The organism is Stenotrophomonas sp. YJH_SMC_58, from assembly GCF_059369635.1.
Map to the genome: position 1 here is coordinate 14,302 of NZ_JCAFSW010000009.1, position 18,168 is coordinate 32,469.

Annotated in this window: 14 protein-coding genes; 10 read left to right on the top strand and 4 right to left on the bottom strand. The window is 66.2% G+C overall.

The features are described from left to right. Positions 1-101 precede the first annotated feature (101 nt). A complete protein-coding gene (rplQ, locus tag AC5P68_RS12750; RefSeq protein ID WP_005408217.1) occupies positions 102-485 on the top strand; it encodes a 50S ribosomal protein L17 in 384 nt (127 codons plus the stop codon). Between the two features lie 241 nt (positions 486-726). Beyond that, entirely contained in the window at positions 727-1,233 is a 507-nt protein-coding gene (locus AC5P68_RS12755; protein ID WP_005412342.1) for a disulfide bond formation protein B, read from the top strand. Between the two features lie 121 nt (positions 1,234-1,354). Here AC5P68_RS12755 and AC5P68_RS12760 read toward each other — a convergent pair whose 3' ends face one another. Beyond that, a complete protein-coding gene (locus AC5P68_RS12760; protein WP_049403831.1) occupies positions 1,355-3,481 on the bottom strand; it encodes a TonB-dependent receptor in 2,127 nt (708 codons plus the stop codon). Positions 3,482-3,702: 221 nt separating this feature from the next. On the opposite strand from AC5P68_RS12760, the gene AC5P68_RS12765 reads away from it, so the two are divergent. Continuing rightward, the gene (locus AC5P68_RS12765; RefSeq protein ID WP_414498181.1) at positions 3,703-5,088 is read left to right on the top strand and encodes a class II 3-deoxy-7-phosphoheptulonate synthase; all 1,386 of its coding nucleotides are present in this window, start codon (positions 3,703-3,705) and stop codon (positions 5,086-5,088) included. Positions 5,089-5,932: 844 nt separating this feature from the next. Further along, positions 5,933-7,117 (top strand): mechanosensitive ion channel family protein, encoded by a 1,185-nt coding sequence (locus tag AC5P68_RS12770; RefSeq protein WP_033835444.1) that lies wholly within the window; start codon positions 5,933-5,935, stop codon positions 7,115-7,117. Positions 7,118-7,208: 91 nt separating this feature from the next. Here AC5P68_RS12770 and AC5P68_RS12775 read toward each other — a convergent pair whose 3' ends face one another. The 3 genes from AC5P68_RS12775 to typA are packed head-to-tail and all read right to left on the bottom strand — an operon-like array spanning position 7,209 to position 11,199. Next, a complete protein-coding gene (locus AC5P68_RS12775; RefSeq protein ID WP_231522200.1) occupies positions 7,209-8,831 on the bottom strand; it encodes an amidase in 1,623 nt (540 codons plus the stop codon). 41 nt (positions 8,832-8,872) lie between these two features. Continuing rightward, positions 8,873-9,340: a DUF2127 domain-containing protein gene (locus AC5P68_RS12780; RefSeq protein WP_049433060.1), complete on the bottom strand. Its 468-nt coding sequence runs from the start codon at positions 9,338-9,340 to the stop codon at positions 8,873-8,875. Between the two features lie 11 nt (positions 9,341-9,351). Further along, on the bottom strand, positions 9,352-11,199 hold the full coding sequence (gene typA, locus AC5P68_RS12785; protein WP_005412346.1) for a translational GTPase TypA: 1,848 nt from the start codon (positions 11,197-11,199) through the stop codon (positions 9,352-9,354). Positions 11,200-11,472: 273 nt separating this feature from the next. Here typA and AC5P68_RS12790 point away from each other — a divergent pair, with 273 nt between their 5' ends. The 6 genes from AC5P68_RS12790 to AC5P68_RS12815 all read left to right on the top strand — a co-directional run bounded on the left by AC5P68_RS12790 (position 11,473) and on the right by AC5P68_RS12815 (position 18,160). Next, entirely contained in the window at positions 11,473-11,964 is a 492-nt protein-coding gene (locus tag AC5P68_RS12790) for a peptidylprolyl isomerase (protein ID WP_005408225.1), read from the top strand. Between the two features lie 118 nt (positions 11,965-12,082). Beyond that, the gene (locus tag AC5P68_RS12795) at positions 12,083-13,069 is read left to right on the top strand and encodes a malate dehydrogenase (RefSeq protein WP_004153634.1); all 987 of its coding nucleotides are present in this window, start codon (positions 12,083-12,085) and stop codon (positions 13,067-13,069) included. 122 nt (positions 13,070-13,191) lie between these two features. Next, complete coding sequence (locus tag AC5P68_RS12800) at positions 13,192-13,806, top strand: RluA family pseudouridine synthase (RefSeq protein WP_231522201.1); 615 nt, start codon at positions 13,192-13,194, stop codon at positions 13,804-13,806. A gap of 652 nt (positions 13,807-14,458) precedes the next feature. Further along, positions 14,459-16,339 carry a propionate--CoA ligase gene (gene prpE, locus AC5P68_RS12805; protein WP_005408227.1) on the top strand — a complete coding sequence of 627 codons (1,881 nt, stop codon included), beginning with the start codon at positions 14,459-14,461 and terminating at the stop codon, positions 16,337-16,339. Positions 16,340-16,554: 215 nt separating this feature from the next. Further along, positions 16,555-17,058 (top strand): hypothetical protein, encoded by a 504-nt coding sequence (locus AC5P68_RS12810; RefSeq protein WP_033835447.1) that lies wholly within the window; start codon positions 16,555-16,557, stop codon positions 17,056-17,058. Between the two features lie 46 nt (positions 17,059-17,104). Further along, on the top strand, positions 17,105-18,160 hold the full coding sequence (locus tag AC5P68_RS12815; protein ID WP_005408229.1) for a suppressor of fused domain protein: 1,056 nt from the start codon (positions 17,105-17,107) through the stop codon (positions 18,158-18,160). The last annotated feature ends 8 nt before the right edge of the window (positions 18,161-18,168 follow it).

Here is an 18,168-nt window from a genome sequence, read left to right on the forward strand (position 1 = left end):
TCGTCCAGGACGGGCGGCCAGGACCATCCGCAGTCCGCGCAGCAACGCCAGGATGGCGACAACGATCTACACAGCCACATCATTAACCAAGGAATATCACCATGCGTCACCAGAAGTCTGGCCGTAAGTTCAGCCGCACCAGCGCCCACCGCGAAGCGATGTTCAAGAACATGGCCGCCTCGCTGTTCAAGCACGAGCTGATCAAGACCACCCTGCCGAAGGCCAAGGAACTGCGCCGCGTTGCCGAGCCGCTGATCACCCTGGCCAAGGTCGACTCCGTCGCCAACCGCCGTCTGGCCTTCGCCCGCCTGCGCGACAACGAAGCCGTGGGCAACCTGTTCACCATCCTGGGCCCGCGCTACGCGAACCGTCCGGGCGGCTACCTGCGCCTGCTGAAGTGCGGCTTCCGCGCCGGCGACAACGCGCCGATGGCCTACGTTGAGCTGGTTGACCGTCCGGTCGTGGCCGAGGAAGTGGCCGAGTAATCGGACCGCTCCAACGCGACACAGCGAAAGCCCGGCCTCTGCCGGGCTTTTGCGTTTCCAGGGCTCGGATCCCTTTCCGCAGGAAAGGGCCCTGACCCCGGGCAGGCAGCACCGCAGGCCAGAGCCCTTTGCATTCGCACTGGGATCTGACCCGCACCGTTCCGACAGGCGTCACCTGTGGCGGTTCGAATGGCACGCACTCTCGGTTACGCTTGGCGCCTGATCCATTTGAGCGTTGACGATGAATCCACTGCGCTGGCCCTTCCGCGCCCAGTTCTTGCTGGGCTTCCTGATCTGCGCGGGCCTGCTTGGCTACGCGATCTTCCTGCAGTTGAAGATGGGCCTGGAGCCGTGTCCGCTGTGCATCTTCCAGCGCCTGGCCTTTGCCGCGCTCGGCCTGCTGTTCCTGATCGGTGCGCTGCACGGGCCCTCCAACCGCCCGGGACGCGCGACCTATGGCGTGCTGGCGTTCATTGCCGCCGCAGTGGGTGCCGGCATCGCCGCGCGCCACGTCTACGTGCAGATGCTGCCGCCGGAAATGGGCTCCACCTGTGGCCCGCCGCTGGCGTTCCTGAGCGAGACCATGGGACCGCTGGAAGTATTCCGCACGGTACTGACCGGTACCGGCAACTGCGGCAACATCGACTGGACCTTCCTGGGCCTGACCATGCCGATGTGGTCGGGCGTGTGGTTCGTGCTGCTGGCGTTGTGGGCGCTCGTGGTGTCGCTGGGCAAGGTCAAGCGCTGAAAGCGAAACGGGGTCGGGTCCCTTGGCATCGCAAAGGGCTCTGACCCCAATCGTTGACGAAGGGTAGTGCCGGCCGCTGGCCGGCACACCGTGAGGATGCCGGCCAGCGGCCGGCACTACCTCAGAAGTCCTGCTGCAGGCTCAGGTAAGCACCTCGGCGCGGTCCCCACTGCGGGGCGAAGACGCCGACACCGCCACCGTCGCGCAGCTGGTAGCTGCGATCCAGTGCGTTGATCACGGCCAGTTGGACGTGCAACGGATGGCCGCTGTCGGCATTGAAGTCGTGCCCGGCGCTGAGGTTCACCTGCAGGTACGACGGCAGCTCGCCGCCGTTGGGTACGCCCTCGATGTCCGAACGCAGGCCGCTGCCGAACACGTAGTTGGCACCGATCCGGTTGTGTCCGGCAAAGGCGTAGCTGAAGCCACCCGATGAGGTCAGTTTCTGGTCGTGGTCGAGGTGGATCCAGTGGTCGGCCACATAGGCCAGCGCGTCCGGATCGAGGTTGTACTGGCTGGTGATCACCTGGGTGCCGATGGCCTTGTTGTACGCCGCGTTGAAGTAGGCGCTGAACGGGCCGTTGCTGTAGTCGGCACTGAACTCCAGTCCACGGATGTGGCCACGGCGATAGTTGAACGTCGAGTAGATGTAGGCGGCGCCGAACTGGCCTTCGTCCTGCAGGCGTGCGACGCGTCGGTCATACGCGTCCAGGCCCAGGGTCAGGTGCTCGCCCAGTTGCTGCGAGACGCCGATGTCGTAGTAGTCGCTGCGCTCGGCCAGCGGCGTGTTGTTGCCGCCGCTGGGCTGCTGGTTGGTGGTGCCGTCGTACAGCGCGATGTCGCTGCTGGCAATCAACTCGCTGGCCGGTGGCGTGAAGTAGCGCGAATAGCCGGCGTGCACGGTGGTGCTGTCGCTGGCATTCCAGACCACGCCCACGCGCGGGCTGAGCTGGCCTTCGGTGCGGCCGAAGGCCTTGTAGCGGTCGCCACGCAGGCCGTAGTTCACGGTCCAGTCGTCGCCGATCTTCCACTCGTCCTGTACGTACAGTGCCAGCGTACTGGCGTGGAACGCGCTGCGGTCGGGGATCAACAGCGGTGTCGTGCCGGACTGCTGGCCGCCGTCATCAACCGGGAACACCCAGCTGTTGCTGCTGGCCCGCGCGTTCTCGTAATTGCCGTACAGGCCATAGCGCAGCGTGTGGTCGTTGCCCAACGGCGTTGAGAAGTCGGCCTGCAGGGTGTTGGCGCGGTTGCTGCGCTGGACCTGCGAGGCGACGCCACTGAACACCAGGTCGCCCACCACGTCCGGGTTGAACGCCACGTCGCTGTAGCGCTGTCCGGCCGATAGCTGGTACGCGGTGCCGCCCAGCGTGCCCTGCAGCACCAGCATGCCGAAGCGGGTGGTCTCGCGCTGGGTCTCATCCAGCTGGCTGGAGTCGAAGGTGGTGGTGTCCAGATAACCGAACTGTGGGGTCTGCCCGGGGTTGACCGGGATCTGGAAGCGGTTGTTGGCGAAACCGGCGAACACGCTCAGGCGGGTGTTGTCATTGACCAGGTAGGTCAGGTCGGCGAAGGCCTTGCCCTGGTGGGTGTCGTCGTGCAGCGGCTTGCGTGAGTTGGTGGGGTTCTCCAGGCCGACCTCGTTCTGGTCGTAATTGCCGGTCAGGAACCAGCTCCAGCGCCCCTGGCTGCCCCACCACGAGGCGTTCGGATTGATCTTGCCGAACGAGCCGGTGGTCAGCCCCGCGCTGCCGCCATTGCCCAGCCCGGCACCGTTGCGGGTGGTGATGTCGACCACCGCTGCGGTGCGCTCGCCGAACTGCGCCGGCAGTGCGCCGTCCATCAGGCGGATGCTCTTGATGGTGCGCGCGTCCAGGGTCTGGCCGAAGCCGGAGATCGATTCGGGCAGCAGCACGCCGTTGATGCGGTACTGCAGGTTGGCGTGGTCGCCACGCACATGCACGCCGCCATAGGAGTCCTGGACCATGCCAGGGGCCTGCAGCAGTACCTGGCTGAGTGGCGCGGAGGCACCCAGCGGCTGCTTCTGGATGTCCTCGGCGGTGATCTGGTACTGGCTGCTGCCGATGTCCGGCGACAGCGTGTTGCGGGCCTGGTCGAGCTGGGCGTGGACGGTGACCGCATCCAGATCCTTGACGGACGAAGCGGGGGCGTCGGCTGCCGAGGCGAAGGCGGGCAGGCTGGCCAGAGCCAGGGCGAAGGTGATGCCGGTAGCGAGGGGCGAGGGCTTCATGGTGGGAGAGGTGGCGGCTGGATGTGGAAGGGGCCGGTCCATGACATTGAAGTGTTACTCCGTAACAAATCATGCGCCTGTCCCGGGCGGCTGACCATGCAGGATCTGGCCGCTGGCGTCGGCCTTTCTCTGCCGTTCAGGCGAGCCGGTAGGCCGGACCGGCCCTTTGCGTCAGCGGCCGGCTCTGCGACCATGACCGCCCCCCATCCCGGAAGTCTGCAATGAGCCTGTCCGCCGTTCCGCCTGTGCCCGATCCCGCCGCGACCGCCGCTGCCTGGTCGCCGGAGAGCTGGCGGGGCAAGACCGCGCTGCAGATGCCGACCTATCCCGACCCGGTAGCCCTGGGGGCGGCCCTGCACGAGCTTAAGCGGCTGCCACCGCTGGTCACCTCATGGGAGATCCTGGCGCTGAAGCAGCAGCTGGCCGAGGCCCAGGAAGGCAAGCGCTTCCTGCTGCAGGGCGGCGACTGCGCCGAGAACTTCAGCGACTGCGAATCGGGCACCATCTCCAACCGGCTGAAGGTCCTGCTGCAGATGAGCCTGGTGCTGGTGCACGGCCTGCGCCAGCCGGTGATCCGCGTTGGCCGCTTTGCCGGCCAGTACGCCAAGCCGCGTTCGGCCGATACCGAGACCCGCGACGGCGTGACCCTGCCGAGCTACCGCGGCGATGTGATCAACGCCCCCGCTTTCACTGAAGCAGCGCGTCTGCCGGACCCGAAGCGGATGCTGCAGGCCCACGCGCATTCGGCGATGACGATGAACTTCGTGCGTGCGCTGATCGACGGTGGTTTCGCTGACCTGCACCACCCCGAATACTGGAACCTGGAGTGGGTAAGCCACTCGCCGCTGGCGGCCGAGTACCAGAAGATGGTGGCCTCGATCGGCGATGCGGTGCACTTCATGGAGACCCTGGCCGGGGCCCGCGTGCACAACCTCAACCGCATCGACTTCTACACCTCGCATGAAGCGCTGCTGCTGCCCTACGAGCAGGCGCTGACCCGCCGGGTGCCGCGCCAGCAGGGCTGGTTGAACCTGAGCACGCATTACCCGTGGATCGGCATGCGCACGGCTGCGCTCGATGGCGCGCACGTGGAATACCTGCGTGGCGTGCGCAATCCGATTGCGATCAAGGTCGGCCCGTCGGTGACGCCGGACCAGCTGCTGCGCCTGATCGATGTGCTCAACCCGCACGACGAACCGGGTCGACTGAGCTTCATCCATCGCATGGGTGCGGCGCAGATCGCCGAGAAGCTGCCGCCGCTGCTGGATGCCGTCAAGCGTGATGGCCGCCGCGTGCTGTGGGTGTGCGATGCGATGCATGGCAACACCGAAAGCACTGCCAATGGCTTCAAGACGCGTCGCTTCGACAACGTGCGTGGCGAAGTGGAGATGTCGTTTGATCTGCATGCGGCCGCGGGCACGCGCCTGGGTGGCGTGCACCTGGAGCTGACCGGCGAGGACGTGACCGAATGCACCGGTGGTGCGCGCGAACTGACCGAGCGTGACCTGGAGCGTGCGTATCGCTCAACGGTGGACCCGCGGTTGAATTATGAGCAGTCGCTGGAGATCGCGATGGCGATCGTGCGCAAGCAGGAGCAGGTGCGGTAAGGGGTTTTCGGCAGGGCTTGCAGCCCTGCACCTGCTGCAATCAACGTCAACGGCAAAAGCCGAAGCAGCGGCAACAGCATGCATTCCATGGGCTGGCGGGGCGGTGTCGGAGTGCGGGGACGCTGCAAGTACGTCCCTGTAAGCTTGGCAGCCGCATCCATGCGGCTGACACCCCGCACTCCGACACCGCCCTACCTTCGACAGGTTCAGGTCGCTATTGGTGGGTGCCGACCGTTGGTCGGCACATCTGTCAGATGTCGAATGAATCATCCACGCATGGCGTGGATCTACTGGTAACTGCGGCGATTGGCATGCGCGCCTGTTGGTAGGTGTCGACCGTTGGTCGACACGATTTTTCTGTCAGATAGCAGTATTCAAAATGGGCTCCGACCCCGTGCCGACCAACGCTCGGCACCCACCATCAGCAGCAGGTTCCGACAGATCGCAGAAAACTGTCGAAGGCGGGGTGGGTCCGGTTGCGGGGGCGTGAGCCGCATTGGCCCGAGGCATGCCTCGGGCGGGTTGGGCAGGACGCCCAACCCCGGTCTTGCCGTGTGCGCAGGACTGCGCACACGAGCAAGCGGCGACCGAGCTTACATGGGTGAGGGCGCTTTGCTTGCGAAGCACCGCTTCGCAAGCGCCCGAACGCACAGCCGCCGGCGGCTGGGCCGGGCCCCGGAGGGGACTTGCAGCGCCCCCCGCAACCGGACCCACCCCGCCATCCCACAGGAAACCCGCTTCTGCTTCGGCTGTTGCTGTTGCCCCAGCACGCAGCAGGTGCAGGGCTGCAAGCCCTCCCGACCAACACCCTGCTTACGAACGGCTGACGTGACGCTCATGCGCCATGCGCGAGGCTGTCCACCTGGTTGTTCGACTGGAGGTGGCAACGGTGCACTGGCAGAGCGCACAGGCCTACGCATGGCCGTTGGGATTGGCCGTAGTGGTGGGCGGCATAGGCGCGTGGCTGATCCTGTGGATCTATCACCGGCTGAAAGGGCGTGATCGCCGACGTGCGCGTATCGGTCGAGTACTCGGGTTGCCGCTGGCTACCGCGTGGCCGCTGCTGCTGCTGATTCCCGCCTTGCAGGCGACGCCGCTGCAGGATCCGTTGCTGGGCCATCTGCAGCACGGACTCCACATTGCATTGATGGCCTGCTTCGTCTGGCTGCTGGTACGCGCGGTGGCGGCGGGCGAGCGCGCGATCCTGCGCAGCCATCCCATCGATGTCTCCGACAACCTGGAGGCACGCCGCATCCAGACCCAGACGCGCGTGCTCAGCAGGGTGTTGATGGGCGGCATCATCGTGCTCGGTGCGTCGCTGGTGCTGTTGACCTTCCCGATGGTGCAGAAGATCGGCACGGCGCTGCTGGCGTCGGCAGGCCTGATCGGGCTGGTGGCGGGCATCGCCGCCAAACCGGTGTTCGGCAACCTCATCGCCGGCCTGCAGATCGCACTGACGCAGCCGATCCGCCTGGACGACGTGGTGATCGTCGAAGGCGAGTGGGGACGCATCGAGGAGATCGGCAGCAGCTACGTGGTGGTGCGGATCTGGGATGAGCGGCGGATGGTGGTGCCCTTGACCTGGTTCATCGAGAACCCGTTCCAGAACTGGACGCGGCGCAGTGCCGATCTGCTCGGCACTGCGTTTCTGTGGCTGGACTATAGGGCACCGATCGCGGCGATCCGGGCCGAGCTGGAGCGCATCTGCCATGGCCAGGCGCTATGGGATGGGCGCGTCTGCGTAACCCAGGTGACCGAAACCAACGAGCGCGCGATCCAGGTGCGCCTGCTGGTCAGCGCGCGCAGTTCCGGTGATGCCTTTGATCTTCGCTGCCTGGTGCGCGAACGCATGCTCGATTTCCTCGCACGTGAGCACCCGCAGTCGTTGCCGCAGGTGCGTGCGCGGCTGCAACACGAAGACGAGCTGGATATGCCGCGTGGTCCACGTGCACGCACTGCGGATGTGCGTTCACCGGGTGCTGAAGATGGTGAGGCGGCGATCGTGCCGGTGGAGCCACAGGATCGGTAGTGCCGGCCGCTGGCCGGCAACGCCGGAGCGATCGAGCTGCCGGCCAGCGGCCGGCACTACCGGAAGCAAGATGTCGCGGCGTCACCGGAGCTCAGGGCTCGCCGGCGTCGATCAGCGCATCGGTATCAAAGTGTGGCGGCCGCCGCGCACGGGTGCGCTGCTCGTAGGCGTAGGCCATTTCGATCAGCTTCGGCTCGCTCCAGGCGGTGCCCATGAACAGCAGGCCGACGGGAAGGCCGTTGATCTGGCCCATCGGCACGGTCAGGCTGGGGTAACCGGCCACGGCAGCGGCGCTGTAGCTCTCGCCCGGGAAGTCGTCGCCTTCGCTGCGGATCGGCCACGCCACACCGGTGGTCGGCGCCACCAGCGCATCGAGCTGATGGGCGGCGAGGGCTGCATCGATGCCTTCCGGACCGGCCAACCGGCGCGCATCACTGCGCGCGCGGATGTAGGCAGGGTCTGCCAGGCCGGTGGTGGCATCGGCCTCCACCAGCAGCTCCTGGCCGAACAGGCCCAGTTCCTGCTTGCTGTGCGTCTGGTTGAAGGCGATCAGTTCGGCCAGGCTGCGCAGTGGCGCGCGGTGGGTGCTGAAGTAGCGCTCCAGCCCGGCCTTGAATTCGTACAGCAGCAGCGTGCGCTCAGCCTCGGCCCACGCGCCCTGGTTGGGCAGCTCCACCGGCACCACCACGGCGCCGGCGCGACGCAGCTCGGTCGCTGCCTGATCGATCAGCGGCGGCATGCCGCGGTACTTCAGCAGCGGCGTCTGCAGCAGACCGATGCGTTTGCCGCGCAGGCCCTGCGGGTCCAGGCGCGCGGTGTAGTCGTAGACCGCACGGCCGGGCATGGTCGCGGTGGCGGGATCGGCGTCATCGCGGCCGGCGATCGCAGTCAGCACGGCGGCAGCATCGGCGACGCTGCGGGTCATCGGGCCGGCGGTGTCCTGGCTGAAGGAGATCGGCACGATGCCATCGCGACTGACCAGCCCGACCGTCGGCTTCAGACCGACCACGCCGTTGATCGCGGCCGGGCAGACGATGCTGCCGTCGGTTTCGGTGCCGATCGCCACGCTGGCCAGGTTGGCGGCCACGGCCACCGCGCTGCCGCTGCTGGAACCGCACGGTGAATGGCTGATGCGGTAGGGGTTGCGGGTCTGGCCGCCGCGCGCGCTCCAGCCGGAGATGGAGTCATTGCCGCGGAAGTTGGCCCACTCGCTGAGGTTGGTCTTGCCCAGCACTACGGCGCCAGCCTCGCGCAGCCGGCGTACCAGGTAGGCATCGTCCGGACGGAAGCCCTGCAGGGCCAGTGAGCCGGCACTGGTGACCATCGGTGCGGCGTTGATGTTGTCCTTCAGCAGCAGGGGGATGCCATGCAGCGGCCCACGCAGGCGCCCTTCGCGGCGCTCGCGGTCGCGTGCGGCGGCTTCCTTCAGGGCCTCGGGGTTGAGCTCGATCACCGCGCGCAGGCGGGGCCCGGTGCGGTCCAGGGCGGCGATACGCTGCAGGTAGGCCTGGGTCAGGGTGGTGCTGTCCAGATCTCCGGCAGTCATCCGCGCCTGCAGGTCGGCGACATCGGTTTCGGCGTACGGGAACGGCACGTTGCGGCTCGCAGGTTCGGCCGCATGCGCGCTGGGTGTGGCCGGGCTGCAGCCAGCCGAAAGCAGCGCCGGCAGCGCGGCGAGCAGGCAGGTCAGCAGAGGCGGCAAGGACGGGCGCATGGGGCGGCTTGGTCGGCTCCAATCCCCAGTGTAGCCGGTGCTCAGCGGTGGCGCTTGCGCAGGTCGCGGGCGAGGACGTAGACCACGATCAGGTTGATCGCCAGGATCGTCCATGACGGCCAACCGGGATGGCGGATGATCGCGAAGACGTCGAAAGGCAGGTACAGGGCGGCGGTCAGGCAGCCCAGCCAGGACGCCCAGGCCTTGGCCCGCCACAGGCCCCAGGCTTCGACCAGGTGCAGCAGGCCGTAGCCGATCATCCCCGCCGCGGCCAGGTGGACCGCGTCGGGACTGATCATGTGCAGCAGCGAGGGCAGGGTGCCATGGTCCGGATCGAGGCTGAAACGCCGGATCAGGGCCATGATGCCGTGCCGCAGCGGCTGCGGTCCGAGCACTTCCAGCCCGGTGGCGGCCAACAGCGCCAGCATCGCCTTGCTCGCTTCGAGCAGGGCGATGACGTGCAGACCCGGATGCCGGTGTGGATCCGGGTTGTAGCCGCTCTGGTTCACGGGGTGCTGGCTCAGCCGCCGCGCGAAGCCTTCTTGCGATCGCTCTCGGTCAGGAACTTCTTGCGCAGGCGGATCTCCTTCGGAGTGATCTCGACCAGCTCGTCGTCTTCGATGAAGTCCAGGGCCTGTTCCAGCGAGTACTTGATCGCCGGGGTCAGCTGGATCGCATCGTCCTTGCCCGAAGCGCGCATGTTGGTCAGCGGCTTGGTCTTGATCGCGTTGACGGTCAGGTCGTTGTCCTTGGAGTGGATGCCGACCAGCTGACCTTCATACACGTTGTCGCCTTCAGCAGCGAACAGCTTGCCGCGCTCCTGCAGCGGGCCCAGCGAGTAGGCCGGCGTGGTGCCCGGTGCATTGGCGATCATCACGCCGTTGATGCGCTTGGCAATCGCGCCCTGTTCCTTCGGACCGTAGTGGTCGAACACGTGGAACAGCAGGCCCGAACCCTGGGTCAGGGTCTTGAACTCGTTCTGGAAGCCGATCAGGCCACGGGCCGGGATCTGGTACTCCAGGCGCACGCGGCCCTTGCCGTCCGATTCCATGTTCTTCAGCTGGCCCTTGCGGGTGCCCAGCTTTTCCATCACGCCGCCCTGGTGGATTTCTTCGATGTCCACCACCAGCTGCTCGATCGGCTCCATCAGCTGGCCGTCGATTTCCTTGATGATCACTTCCGGGCGCGACACGGCCAGCTCGTAGCCTTCGCGGCGCATGTTCTCGATCAGCACCGACAGGTGCAGTTCGCCACGGCCGGAGACCAGGAACTTGTCGGCGTCTTCCAGCTGCTCGACCTTCAGGGCCACGTTGTGGACCTTTTCACGGTCCAGGCGGTCCTTGATCTGGCGGCTGGTCAGGAACTTGCCACCGGACAGGTCCTTGTTGCCGGCGAACGGCGAGTTGTTGACCTGGAAGGTCATCGAGATGGTCGGCTCGTCGACGGTCAGCGCCGGCAGCGCTTCCGGGAAGTCCGGTGCGCAGATGGTGTCGGAGATGGTCAGCTCCTGGATGCCGGAGATGGCCACGATGTCGCCGGCCTCGGCCGAATCCTGCTCGATGCGCTCCAGGCCCATGAAGCCCAGCACCTGCAGCACCTTGCCGTTGCGCTTCTTGCCTTCACGGTCGATGACCGCGACCTGCATGTTCTTCTTCAGGGTGCCGCGCTGGATGCGGCCGATGCCGATCACGCCCACGAAGTTGTTGTAGTCCAGCTGGCTGATGCGCATCTGGAACGGGCCTTCCGGGTCCACTTCCGGCTTCGGCGCGTGCTGCATGATCGCTTCGTACAGCGGGGTCATGTCGCCGTCGCGCACGGTGTCTTCCAGGCCGGCATAGCCGTTCAGGCCCGAGGCGTAGACGATCGGGAAGTCCAGCTGCTCGTTGGTGGCGCCGAGCTTGTCGAACAGGTCGAAGACCTGGTCGATCACCCATTCCGGACGGGCGCCCGGACGGTCGACCTTGTTGACCACGACGATCGGCTTGAAGCCCATCGCGAAGGCCTTCTGGGTCACGAAGCGGGTCTGCGGCATCGGGCCGTCCATCGCGTCGACCAGGATCAGCACGGTATCGACCATCGACAGCACGCGCTCGACCTCACCACCGAAGTCGGCGTGGCCGGGGGTGTCGACGATGTTGATCCGGTTCTTGATGCCGGTCTTCTTGTCTTCCCAGGTGATGGCGGTGTTCTTGGCCAGGATGGTGATGCCGCGTTCCTTTTCCTGGTCGTTGCTGTCCATCACGCGCTCGGCGAGGACGGTGCGCTCGGACAGGGTGCCGGACTGCTTCAGCAGCTGGTCGACCAGGGTGGTCTTGCCATGGTCGACGTGGGCGACGATGGCGATGTTGCGAAGATTTTCGATGGACATACGAAAGGGGGCCAGTCGGCGCCGGATTTGGAAAAAGAAGTCCAACATTATACGTCGAACTTGACGATTCGCGAAAAGGTGGATTTCACATCCGTCGCGGGGCCCATTCAGCTGGCTGTCCGCCGCGTCGGCCGGGGCCGCCAGCGCCCGGAGACGCGGCTTCCCGTCCATGGGCTGAAGCCGGGTTCTTCACCGATGGTCGAAGCCGCCGCCGCCACGAGGCAGGTGTAAACTAGGTGGCTAGACGCGTTCCCCTCTGCATCAAGGATCTTCATGTCCCTCATCGCCACTTTCGACACCACCCAGGGCCCGATCAAGGTCGAGCTGTTCGCCGACAAGGCGCCGCTGACCGTGGCCAACTTCGTGAACCTGGTCAAGCACGGCTTCTATGACGGCCTGATCTTCCACCGCGTGATCGCCGACTTCATGATCCAGGGCGGCTGCCCGCAGGGTCGTGGCACCGGCGGCCCGGGCTACAAGTTCGAAGACGAGAAGAACGGCGTGAAGCACGAGGTCGGCTCGCTGTCGATGGCCAACGCCGGCCCGAACACCAACGGCAGCCAGTTCTTCATCACCCACATCAAGACCGACTGGCTGGACGGCCGCCACACCGTCTTCGGCAAGGTCCTGGAAGGCCAGGCCATCGTTGATTCGGTCAAGCAGGGCGACGTGATCCATTCGATCACCCTGGAAGGCGACGTCGACGCCGTGCTGGCCGCCCAGGCCGACCGCGTCGCGGAGTGGAACAAGCACCTCGCCGCCTGATCCCCCTTCGAAACGGCCACCCATGGGTGGCCGTTTCCCTGTTCCCCGCCGCCCGCCTGGCCTCCGTGGCTCTGCCCGCGGCGTCCCATCAAACGCTTGCAAGCAAGAGGAAACCCCCATGAAAGCACCCGTTCGTGTTGCCGTGACCGGCGCCGCCGGCCAGATCGGTTATGCCCTGCTGTTCCGCATCGCCTCCGGCGAAATGCTGGGCAAGGACCAGCCGGTCATCCTGCAGCTGCTGGAACTGCCGGTGGACAAGGCCCAGGCCGCCCTGAAGGGCGTGATGATGGAGCTGGAAGACTGTGCCTTCCCGCTGCTGGCCGGCATGGTCGGCACCGATGACGCCGAAGTCGCGTTCAAGGACGCCGACATCGCCCTGCTGGTCGGCGCACGTCCGCGCGGCCCGGGCATGGAGCGCAAGGACCTGCTGCTGGAGAACGCCAAGATCTTCACCGCCCAGGGTGCAGCGCTGAACAAGGTCGCCAGCCGTGACGTGAAGGTGCTGGTGGTCGGCAACCCGGCCAACACCAACGCCTACATCGCGATGAAGTCGGCCCCGGACCTGAAGCCGGAAAACTTCACCGCCATGCTGCGCCTGGACCACAACCGCGCGCTGAGCCAGCTGTCGACCAAGCTCGGCAAGCCGGTCGGTGGCATGGAGAAGCTGGTGGTGTGGGGCAACCACAGCCCGACCATGTACCCGGACTACCGTTTCGCCACCGCCGATGGTGCGTCGATCGCCGATGCGATCAACGACCAGGAGTGGAACGCCAACACCTTCATCCCGACCGTCGGCAAGCGCGGCGCGGCGATCATCGAAGCCCGTGGCTCGTCCTCGGCTGCTTCGGCCGCCAATGCAGCGATCGACCACGTGCGTGACTGGGTGCTGGGCAGCAACGGCAAGTGGGTCACCATGGGCGTGCCGTCCGACGGTTCCTACGGCATTCCGGAAGGCGTGATCTTCGGCTTCGCGGTGACCACCGAGAACGGCAAGTACACCCTGGTCAAGGATCTGCCGATCGACGACTTCAGCCAGAAGTACATCGACAAGACCCTGGCCGAGCTGGAAGAAGAGCGCGCCGGCGTCGCCCACCTGCTGGGCTGATGCAGGCGGTACCGGCTCCGGCCGGTACGTCTTCCATCAAGGTAGGTACCGACCGTTGGTTGGTACGCAGAAAACGGGGAGGCTTCGGCTTCCCCGTTTTCATTTGGAGCTCCTGGAACCGCATGATCCACCTGCACTACATCGATGACGCACTGCTGGTGGCCGAGAAGCCGGCTGGCCTGTTGTCCGTACCCGGCCGCAGCGCCGAGAACCAGGACTGCGTGGTCGCGCGCCTGCAGGCGCTGTATCCGGATGCGTTGACCGTGCACCGGCTGGACCAGGTGACCTCCGGCCTGCTGCTGCATGCGCGTGGCAAGGACATGCAGGCGACGTTGTCGATGCAGTTCGAGCAGCGCCAGGTTGGCAAGCGGTATGAAGCGGTGGTGCAGGGGCTGCTCGAGGGTGATTCCGGTGAAGTGGACCTGCCGTTGATCGTTGACTGGCCGAACCGGCCGAAGCAGATGGTCGATCACGAACGCGGCAAGCCGGCGTTGACCCGCTGGCGCGTACTGGCGCGTGATGTAGAAGCCCGGCGCACGCGCGTGGCGTTGGAACCGATCACTGGCCGCAGCCATCAGCTGCGGTTGCACATGGCCACTATTGGCCATCCGATTGTTGGCGACGTGCTGTATGACGCGGCACCGGCGCACCGCGTGCATCTGCATGCGTGCAGCCTGCGGTTCACGCATCCGCTGACGGGCGAGGCGCTCGCGTTCGAGTCCGCGGCTCCGTTCTAGGGGGTTGGCAGGGCTTGCAGCCCTGCACCTGCAGAATCAACGTCAACATCAACGTCAAAAGCGGGCTGTCCGTGGGTTGGCGGGGAGGTATGGGTGGGCAGGACACGCCGTAAACCCATCCATGGGGGCTCGATGGCGCCATCCATGGCGCCAACGGTCCTGCCCACCCACACCGCCCCGCCTCTGACAGATTCCCGCGGCTGTTGGTAACTGCGGCCGTTGTTCCGCACGGCTGTTGGTAGATGTCGACCTTGGTCGACACGATTTTTCTTTCAGATATCGAATGAGTCATCCACGCATTGCGTGGATCTACCGTGTCGACCAAGGTCGACACCTACCAGCGCAATCCGCCGTTCCGACAGATGGCAGGAAACTGTCGAAGGCGGGGTGGGTCCGGTGGCGGGAGTGTCCGCGGCATGGATGCCGTGGCCAAGCCCCCATGGACGGGTTTACGGCGTCTCCCGCCACCGGATCCACCCCGCCATCCCCCAGTAAGCCAGCTTCTGCTGTTGCTTTGGCTTTGGCTTCGGCTTCTGCAGGTGCAGGGCTGCAAGCCCTGCAGAACAAACCCACCCCCTACCAAGGTAGGGCGGCCCGCGCGGCAGCACCGGACTATCCTCGAACCCATGACTTTGTCTGGGAGGGCTGCGTCATGAACTACGAGGAAACCTACCGTCGCTCGATCGACGAGCCGGAGGCCTTCTGGGGCGAGGAAGCCAAGCGCATCCATTGGCATAAACCGCCGCAGCAGGTGCTCGACTACAGCAACCCGCCGTTCCGGCGCTGGTTCGTCGGCGGCGAAACCAATCTCTGCTACAACGCCGTCGACCGCCACCTGGCCGAGCGCGCCGACCAGCTCGCGCTGGTCGCCATCTCCACCGAAACCAACAGCACACGCGAGATCACCTATCGCCAGCTGTACCGCGAAGTGAACGACTTCGCCGCGGTACTCAAGCACCTCGGTGTCGGCCACGGTGACCGCGTGGTGATCTACATGCCGAACATGGCCGAGGCGGTGTTTGCGATGCTGGCCTGCGCGCGCATCGGTGCGGTGCACTCGGTGGTGTTCGGTGGCTTCGCCGCGCACAACCTGGCGCTGCGCATCGACGATGCCAAGCCCAAGCTGCTGATCGCGGCCGACGCCGGTATGCGCGGTGGCAAGCTGATTCCGTACAAGCCGATGGTCGACGCCGCCTGCGCCGAAGCGGCGTCGCCGCCACCGCATGTGCTGATCGTGTCGCGCGGGCTGGATGCCGCCGAACCCCGCGTGCCGGGCCGTGATGTGGACTACGCCACGCTGCATGCACAGATCGGGGAAGTGGATGTGCCGGTGCAGTGGCTGGAAGCGAGCGAACCGAGCTACCTGCTGTACACCTCCGGCACCACCGGCAAGCCGAAGGGCGTGCAGCGCGATGTGGGCGGCTATGCAGTGGCGATGGCGCAGTCGATGGAGACCGTGTTCGACTGCAAGCCGGGCCAGGTGATGTTCTCCACCTCCGATGTCGGCTGGGCGGTGGGCCACTCCTACAATGTGTACGGCCCGCTGATCGGTGGCTGCACCTCGCTGCTGTACGAAGGCCTGCCGACCAATCCGGATCCCGGCATCTGGTGGGCGCTGTGCGAGCAGTACAACGTGCGCACGATGTTCTCCTCGCCCACCGCCATCCGCGTGCTGAAGAAGCACGACGCGGACTTCATCCATCGCCACGACCTGCGTGCGCTGAAGTACCTGTTCCTGGCCGGCGAGCCGCTCGACGAGCCGACCGCGCACTGGATCAGCGAAGCGCTCGGCAAGCCGATCATCGACAACTACTGGCAGACCGAAACCGGCTGGCCGGCACTGACCCTGCTGCCGGGCCTGGAGATGAAGCCGGTGCGTTTCGGCTCGCCCGGGTTCCCCAATCTCGGCTATCGGATGAAGGTGATCGACGAGAACACTGGCGAGGAAGTCGCACCGGGGCAGAAGGGCGTGCTGGTGGTGTCGCCACCGCTGCCGCCGGGTTGCATGAGCACCGTGTGGAATGATGACAGCCGCTTCCTGCAGAGCTACTTCAGCCACTTCAAGGAACTGCTGTACAGCTCGCTGGACTGGGCGATCCGCGACGACGATGGCTACACCTTCATCCTCGGTCGCACCGATGATGTCATCAATGTAGCCGGGCACCGTCTGGGCACGCGCGAGATCGAGGAGGCCATTTCCAGCCATCCGCGGGTGGCCGAGGCCGCCGTGATCGGGGTCAAGGATGAACTGAAGGGGCAGGTGCCGCTGGTGTTCGTCACCCTCAAGCAGGGCCTGGATGGCGAGGATCCGGCGCCGGTGGTGGCCGAGATGATGGCGACGGTGACCACCTCGCTCGGCGCGGTCGCACGCCCGGCGCACGTACACGTGGTCAATGCACTGCCCAAGACCCGCTCCGGCAAGCTGCTGCGGCGCTCGCTGCAGGCGCTGGCCGAACAGCGCGACCCGGGTGACCTGTCGACGCTGGACGACCCCAGCGCGCTGGAGGAGATCCGCCGCGCGCTGGGCCGTTGATCCGGTAGTGCCGGCTACTGGCCGGCCCCCCCCCTCAATCCCGAGGTTGCCGGCCAGCGGCCGGCACTACCCGCGGCACTTGCGCTAAGCTCGGCCTGTCATCGACCTGCAATACGCGGCGCGCGCCGGGGAAGGCGCGTGCCGTCCGGGGATGGCACACAGGGGGCGTGCCCGTCAGGGCGCGCCGGCATTGCGCATCGAGGGAGGGGGAGGCAATGGCATTGCTGCACGCCAAGACGGCTGCTGGCCGTCAGGAAATCGAAGACCGTGGCCGGCGCCTGCCGGCGGCACTGCGTTCGATCCTGCTGATGGTCGACGGCCATCGCGATGACACCGAACTGCGTGGCCTGTTCGAAGGCCTGCGCGCGCCGGCCGATGCACTGGAGCAGCTGGAAGCGCAGGGCCTGATCGAAGTGATCGGTGGCAATGCCGAGCTGGCACCGGTACGTGGCATCAGCACCGGCCGCGAACAGGATCCGGCGTTGTACCAGCAGCTGTACGACGCGATGAGCGAGGCGGTGCGGCGCCACCTGGGCCTGAAGGGCTACTTCATGCAGTTGAAGATTGAACGCTGCACCGATGCACTTGCACTGGAACGCCTGTGCCCGGAACTGCTGGCGGCGGTGGGCAAGGCGCGCAGCCCGGCGCTGGCGCAGCGCTGGTGGCAGGAAACCCAGGCCGCCGTGGTCAATGGTGGCGGCGAGGTCGTGCAGGCATGAGCCACCGCGTAAAGTGATCGGTTCACTTCCCCACAAGGAGTCCCGCGTGCAGGACGACCACGACGACACCGACACCCCAGGCTGGGACGCGATCAATGCGGCGCTGGCGCCGCTGTATGCCGGCCAGGAACCCCGTCACTACGGTACGGCGTTGCCGTACACGCTGGGTGGCCAGGATCCACTGGATGGCATCAGCGTTTACTGGGTGGATGCACCGGTACCGCATTGGCACTACATCACCTACGGCTTCTCCGAGCTGTACACCAAGGAGAGCAGCGATGCCGCCGCCAGCGGCTATGGTTTCGAGCTGACCTTCCGCCTGGCTGCTGAAGCCGGTGAGCACGCCGGCAGCAACCCGCCGGTGTGGCCGATGAACCTGCTGCAGAACCTGGCGCGCTACGTGTTTGGCAGCGGCAACGTGTTCGAGGATGGTCACCATCTGAACGCCAACGGCCCGATCGCGCTGGAGACCGGCACGCGCCTGTGCCACCTGGCCTTCATCGCCGATCCGCAGTTGCCTGCGCGCGACACCGCCAATGGCCACCTGCAGTTCCTGCAGCTGGTCGGGCTGACCGATGAGGAGATGGAAGCGGTCAAGCGTTGGTCGACGCGCGGCGTGCTGCAGGCGCTGCAACCGGCGATGCCGCTGTGGATCAGCGACCTGCATCGCGGCAACCTGTTGGAGGATCCGACACTCGCCGCACAGGTGCGGGCCGGCAGCGAGCGCGAGGGCTCCAGCACCGGCATGTTGTTCATCGAGACACTGGATTGGCGGCAGGAGGCGGGGGTCACCACCCTGGTGCTCGGCGCCGGGCAGGTGGCCAGTGTGTGCGAGCTGCTGCCATTGCGCCTGCGCCACGGCAAATCGCTGGAACTGGCCAGCCGCGAGCGGCAGTGGGAGTTCATTCCGGCAGCGCGCGGTGAAACCGGCGAGGTATCGGCCGACAGCGCGCGCTGGGCGCTGGACGAGACGGGGCTGCAGGCCCTGGCGGGCGTGCGTGCCGAACGTGGCATCTACCCGGTGGCGGGAGCGCTGCGCATCGAAGTGGTGCCGACCTACCTGCGCGATGCCAACGGTGAAGTGATCCGCCAGATCGGCTGAGTGTGGTG

What these genes read in the sequence shown, in the direction of transcription:
- rplQ (WP_005408217.1), top strand. Translation starts at nt 102, where the DNA reads ATGCGTCACCAGAAGTCTGGCCGTAAGTTCAGCCGCACCAGCGCCCAC.
- AC5P68_RS12755 (WP_005412342.1), top strand. Translation starts at nt 727, where the DNA reads ATGAATCCACTGCGCTGGCCCTTCCGCGCCCAGTTCTTGCTGGGCTTC.
- AC5P68_RS12760 (WP_049403831.1), bottom strand. Translation starts at nt 3,481, where the DNA reads ATGAAGCCCTCGCCCCTCGCTACCGGCATCACCTTCGCCCTGGCTCTG.
- AC5P68_RS12765 (WP_414498181.1), top strand. Translation starts at nt 3,703, where the DNA reads ATGAGCCTGTCCGCCGTTCCGCCTGTGCCCGATCCCGCCGCGACCGCC.
- AC5P68_RS12770 (WP_033835444.1), top strand. Translation starts at nt 5,933, where the DNA reads ATGCGCGAGGCTGTCCACCTGGTTGTTCGACTGGAGGTGGCAACGGTG.
- AC5P68_RS12775 (WP_231522200.1), bottom strand. Translation starts at nt 8,831, where the DNA reads ATGCGCCCGTCCTTGCCGCCTCTGCTGACCTGCCTGCTCGCCGCGCTG.
- typA (WP_005412346.1), bottom strand. Translation starts at nt 11,199, where the DNA reads ATGTCCATCGAAAATCTTCGCAACATCGCCATCGTCGCCCACGTCGAC.
- AC5P68_RS12790 (WP_005408225.1), top strand. Translation starts at nt 11,473, where the DNA reads ATGTCCCTCATCGCCACTTTCGACACCACCCAGGGCCCGATCAAGGTC.
- AC5P68_RS12795 (WP_004153634.1), top strand. Translation starts at nt 12,083, where the DNA reads ATGAAAGCACCCGTTCGTGTTGCCGTGACCGGCGCCGCCGGCCAGATC.
- AC5P68_RS12800 (WP_231522201.1), top strand. Translation starts at nt 13,192, where the DNA reads ATGATCCACCTGCACTACATCGATGACGCACTGCTGGTGGCCGAGAAG.
- prpE (WP_005408227.1), top strand. Translation starts at nt 14,459, where the DNA reads ATGAACTACGAGGAAACCTACCGTCGCTCGATCGACGAGCCGGAGGCC.
- AC5P68_RS12810 (WP_033835447.1), top strand. Translation starts at nt 16,555, where the DNA reads ATGGCATTGCTGCACGCCAAGACGGCTGCTGGCCGTCAGGAAATCGAA.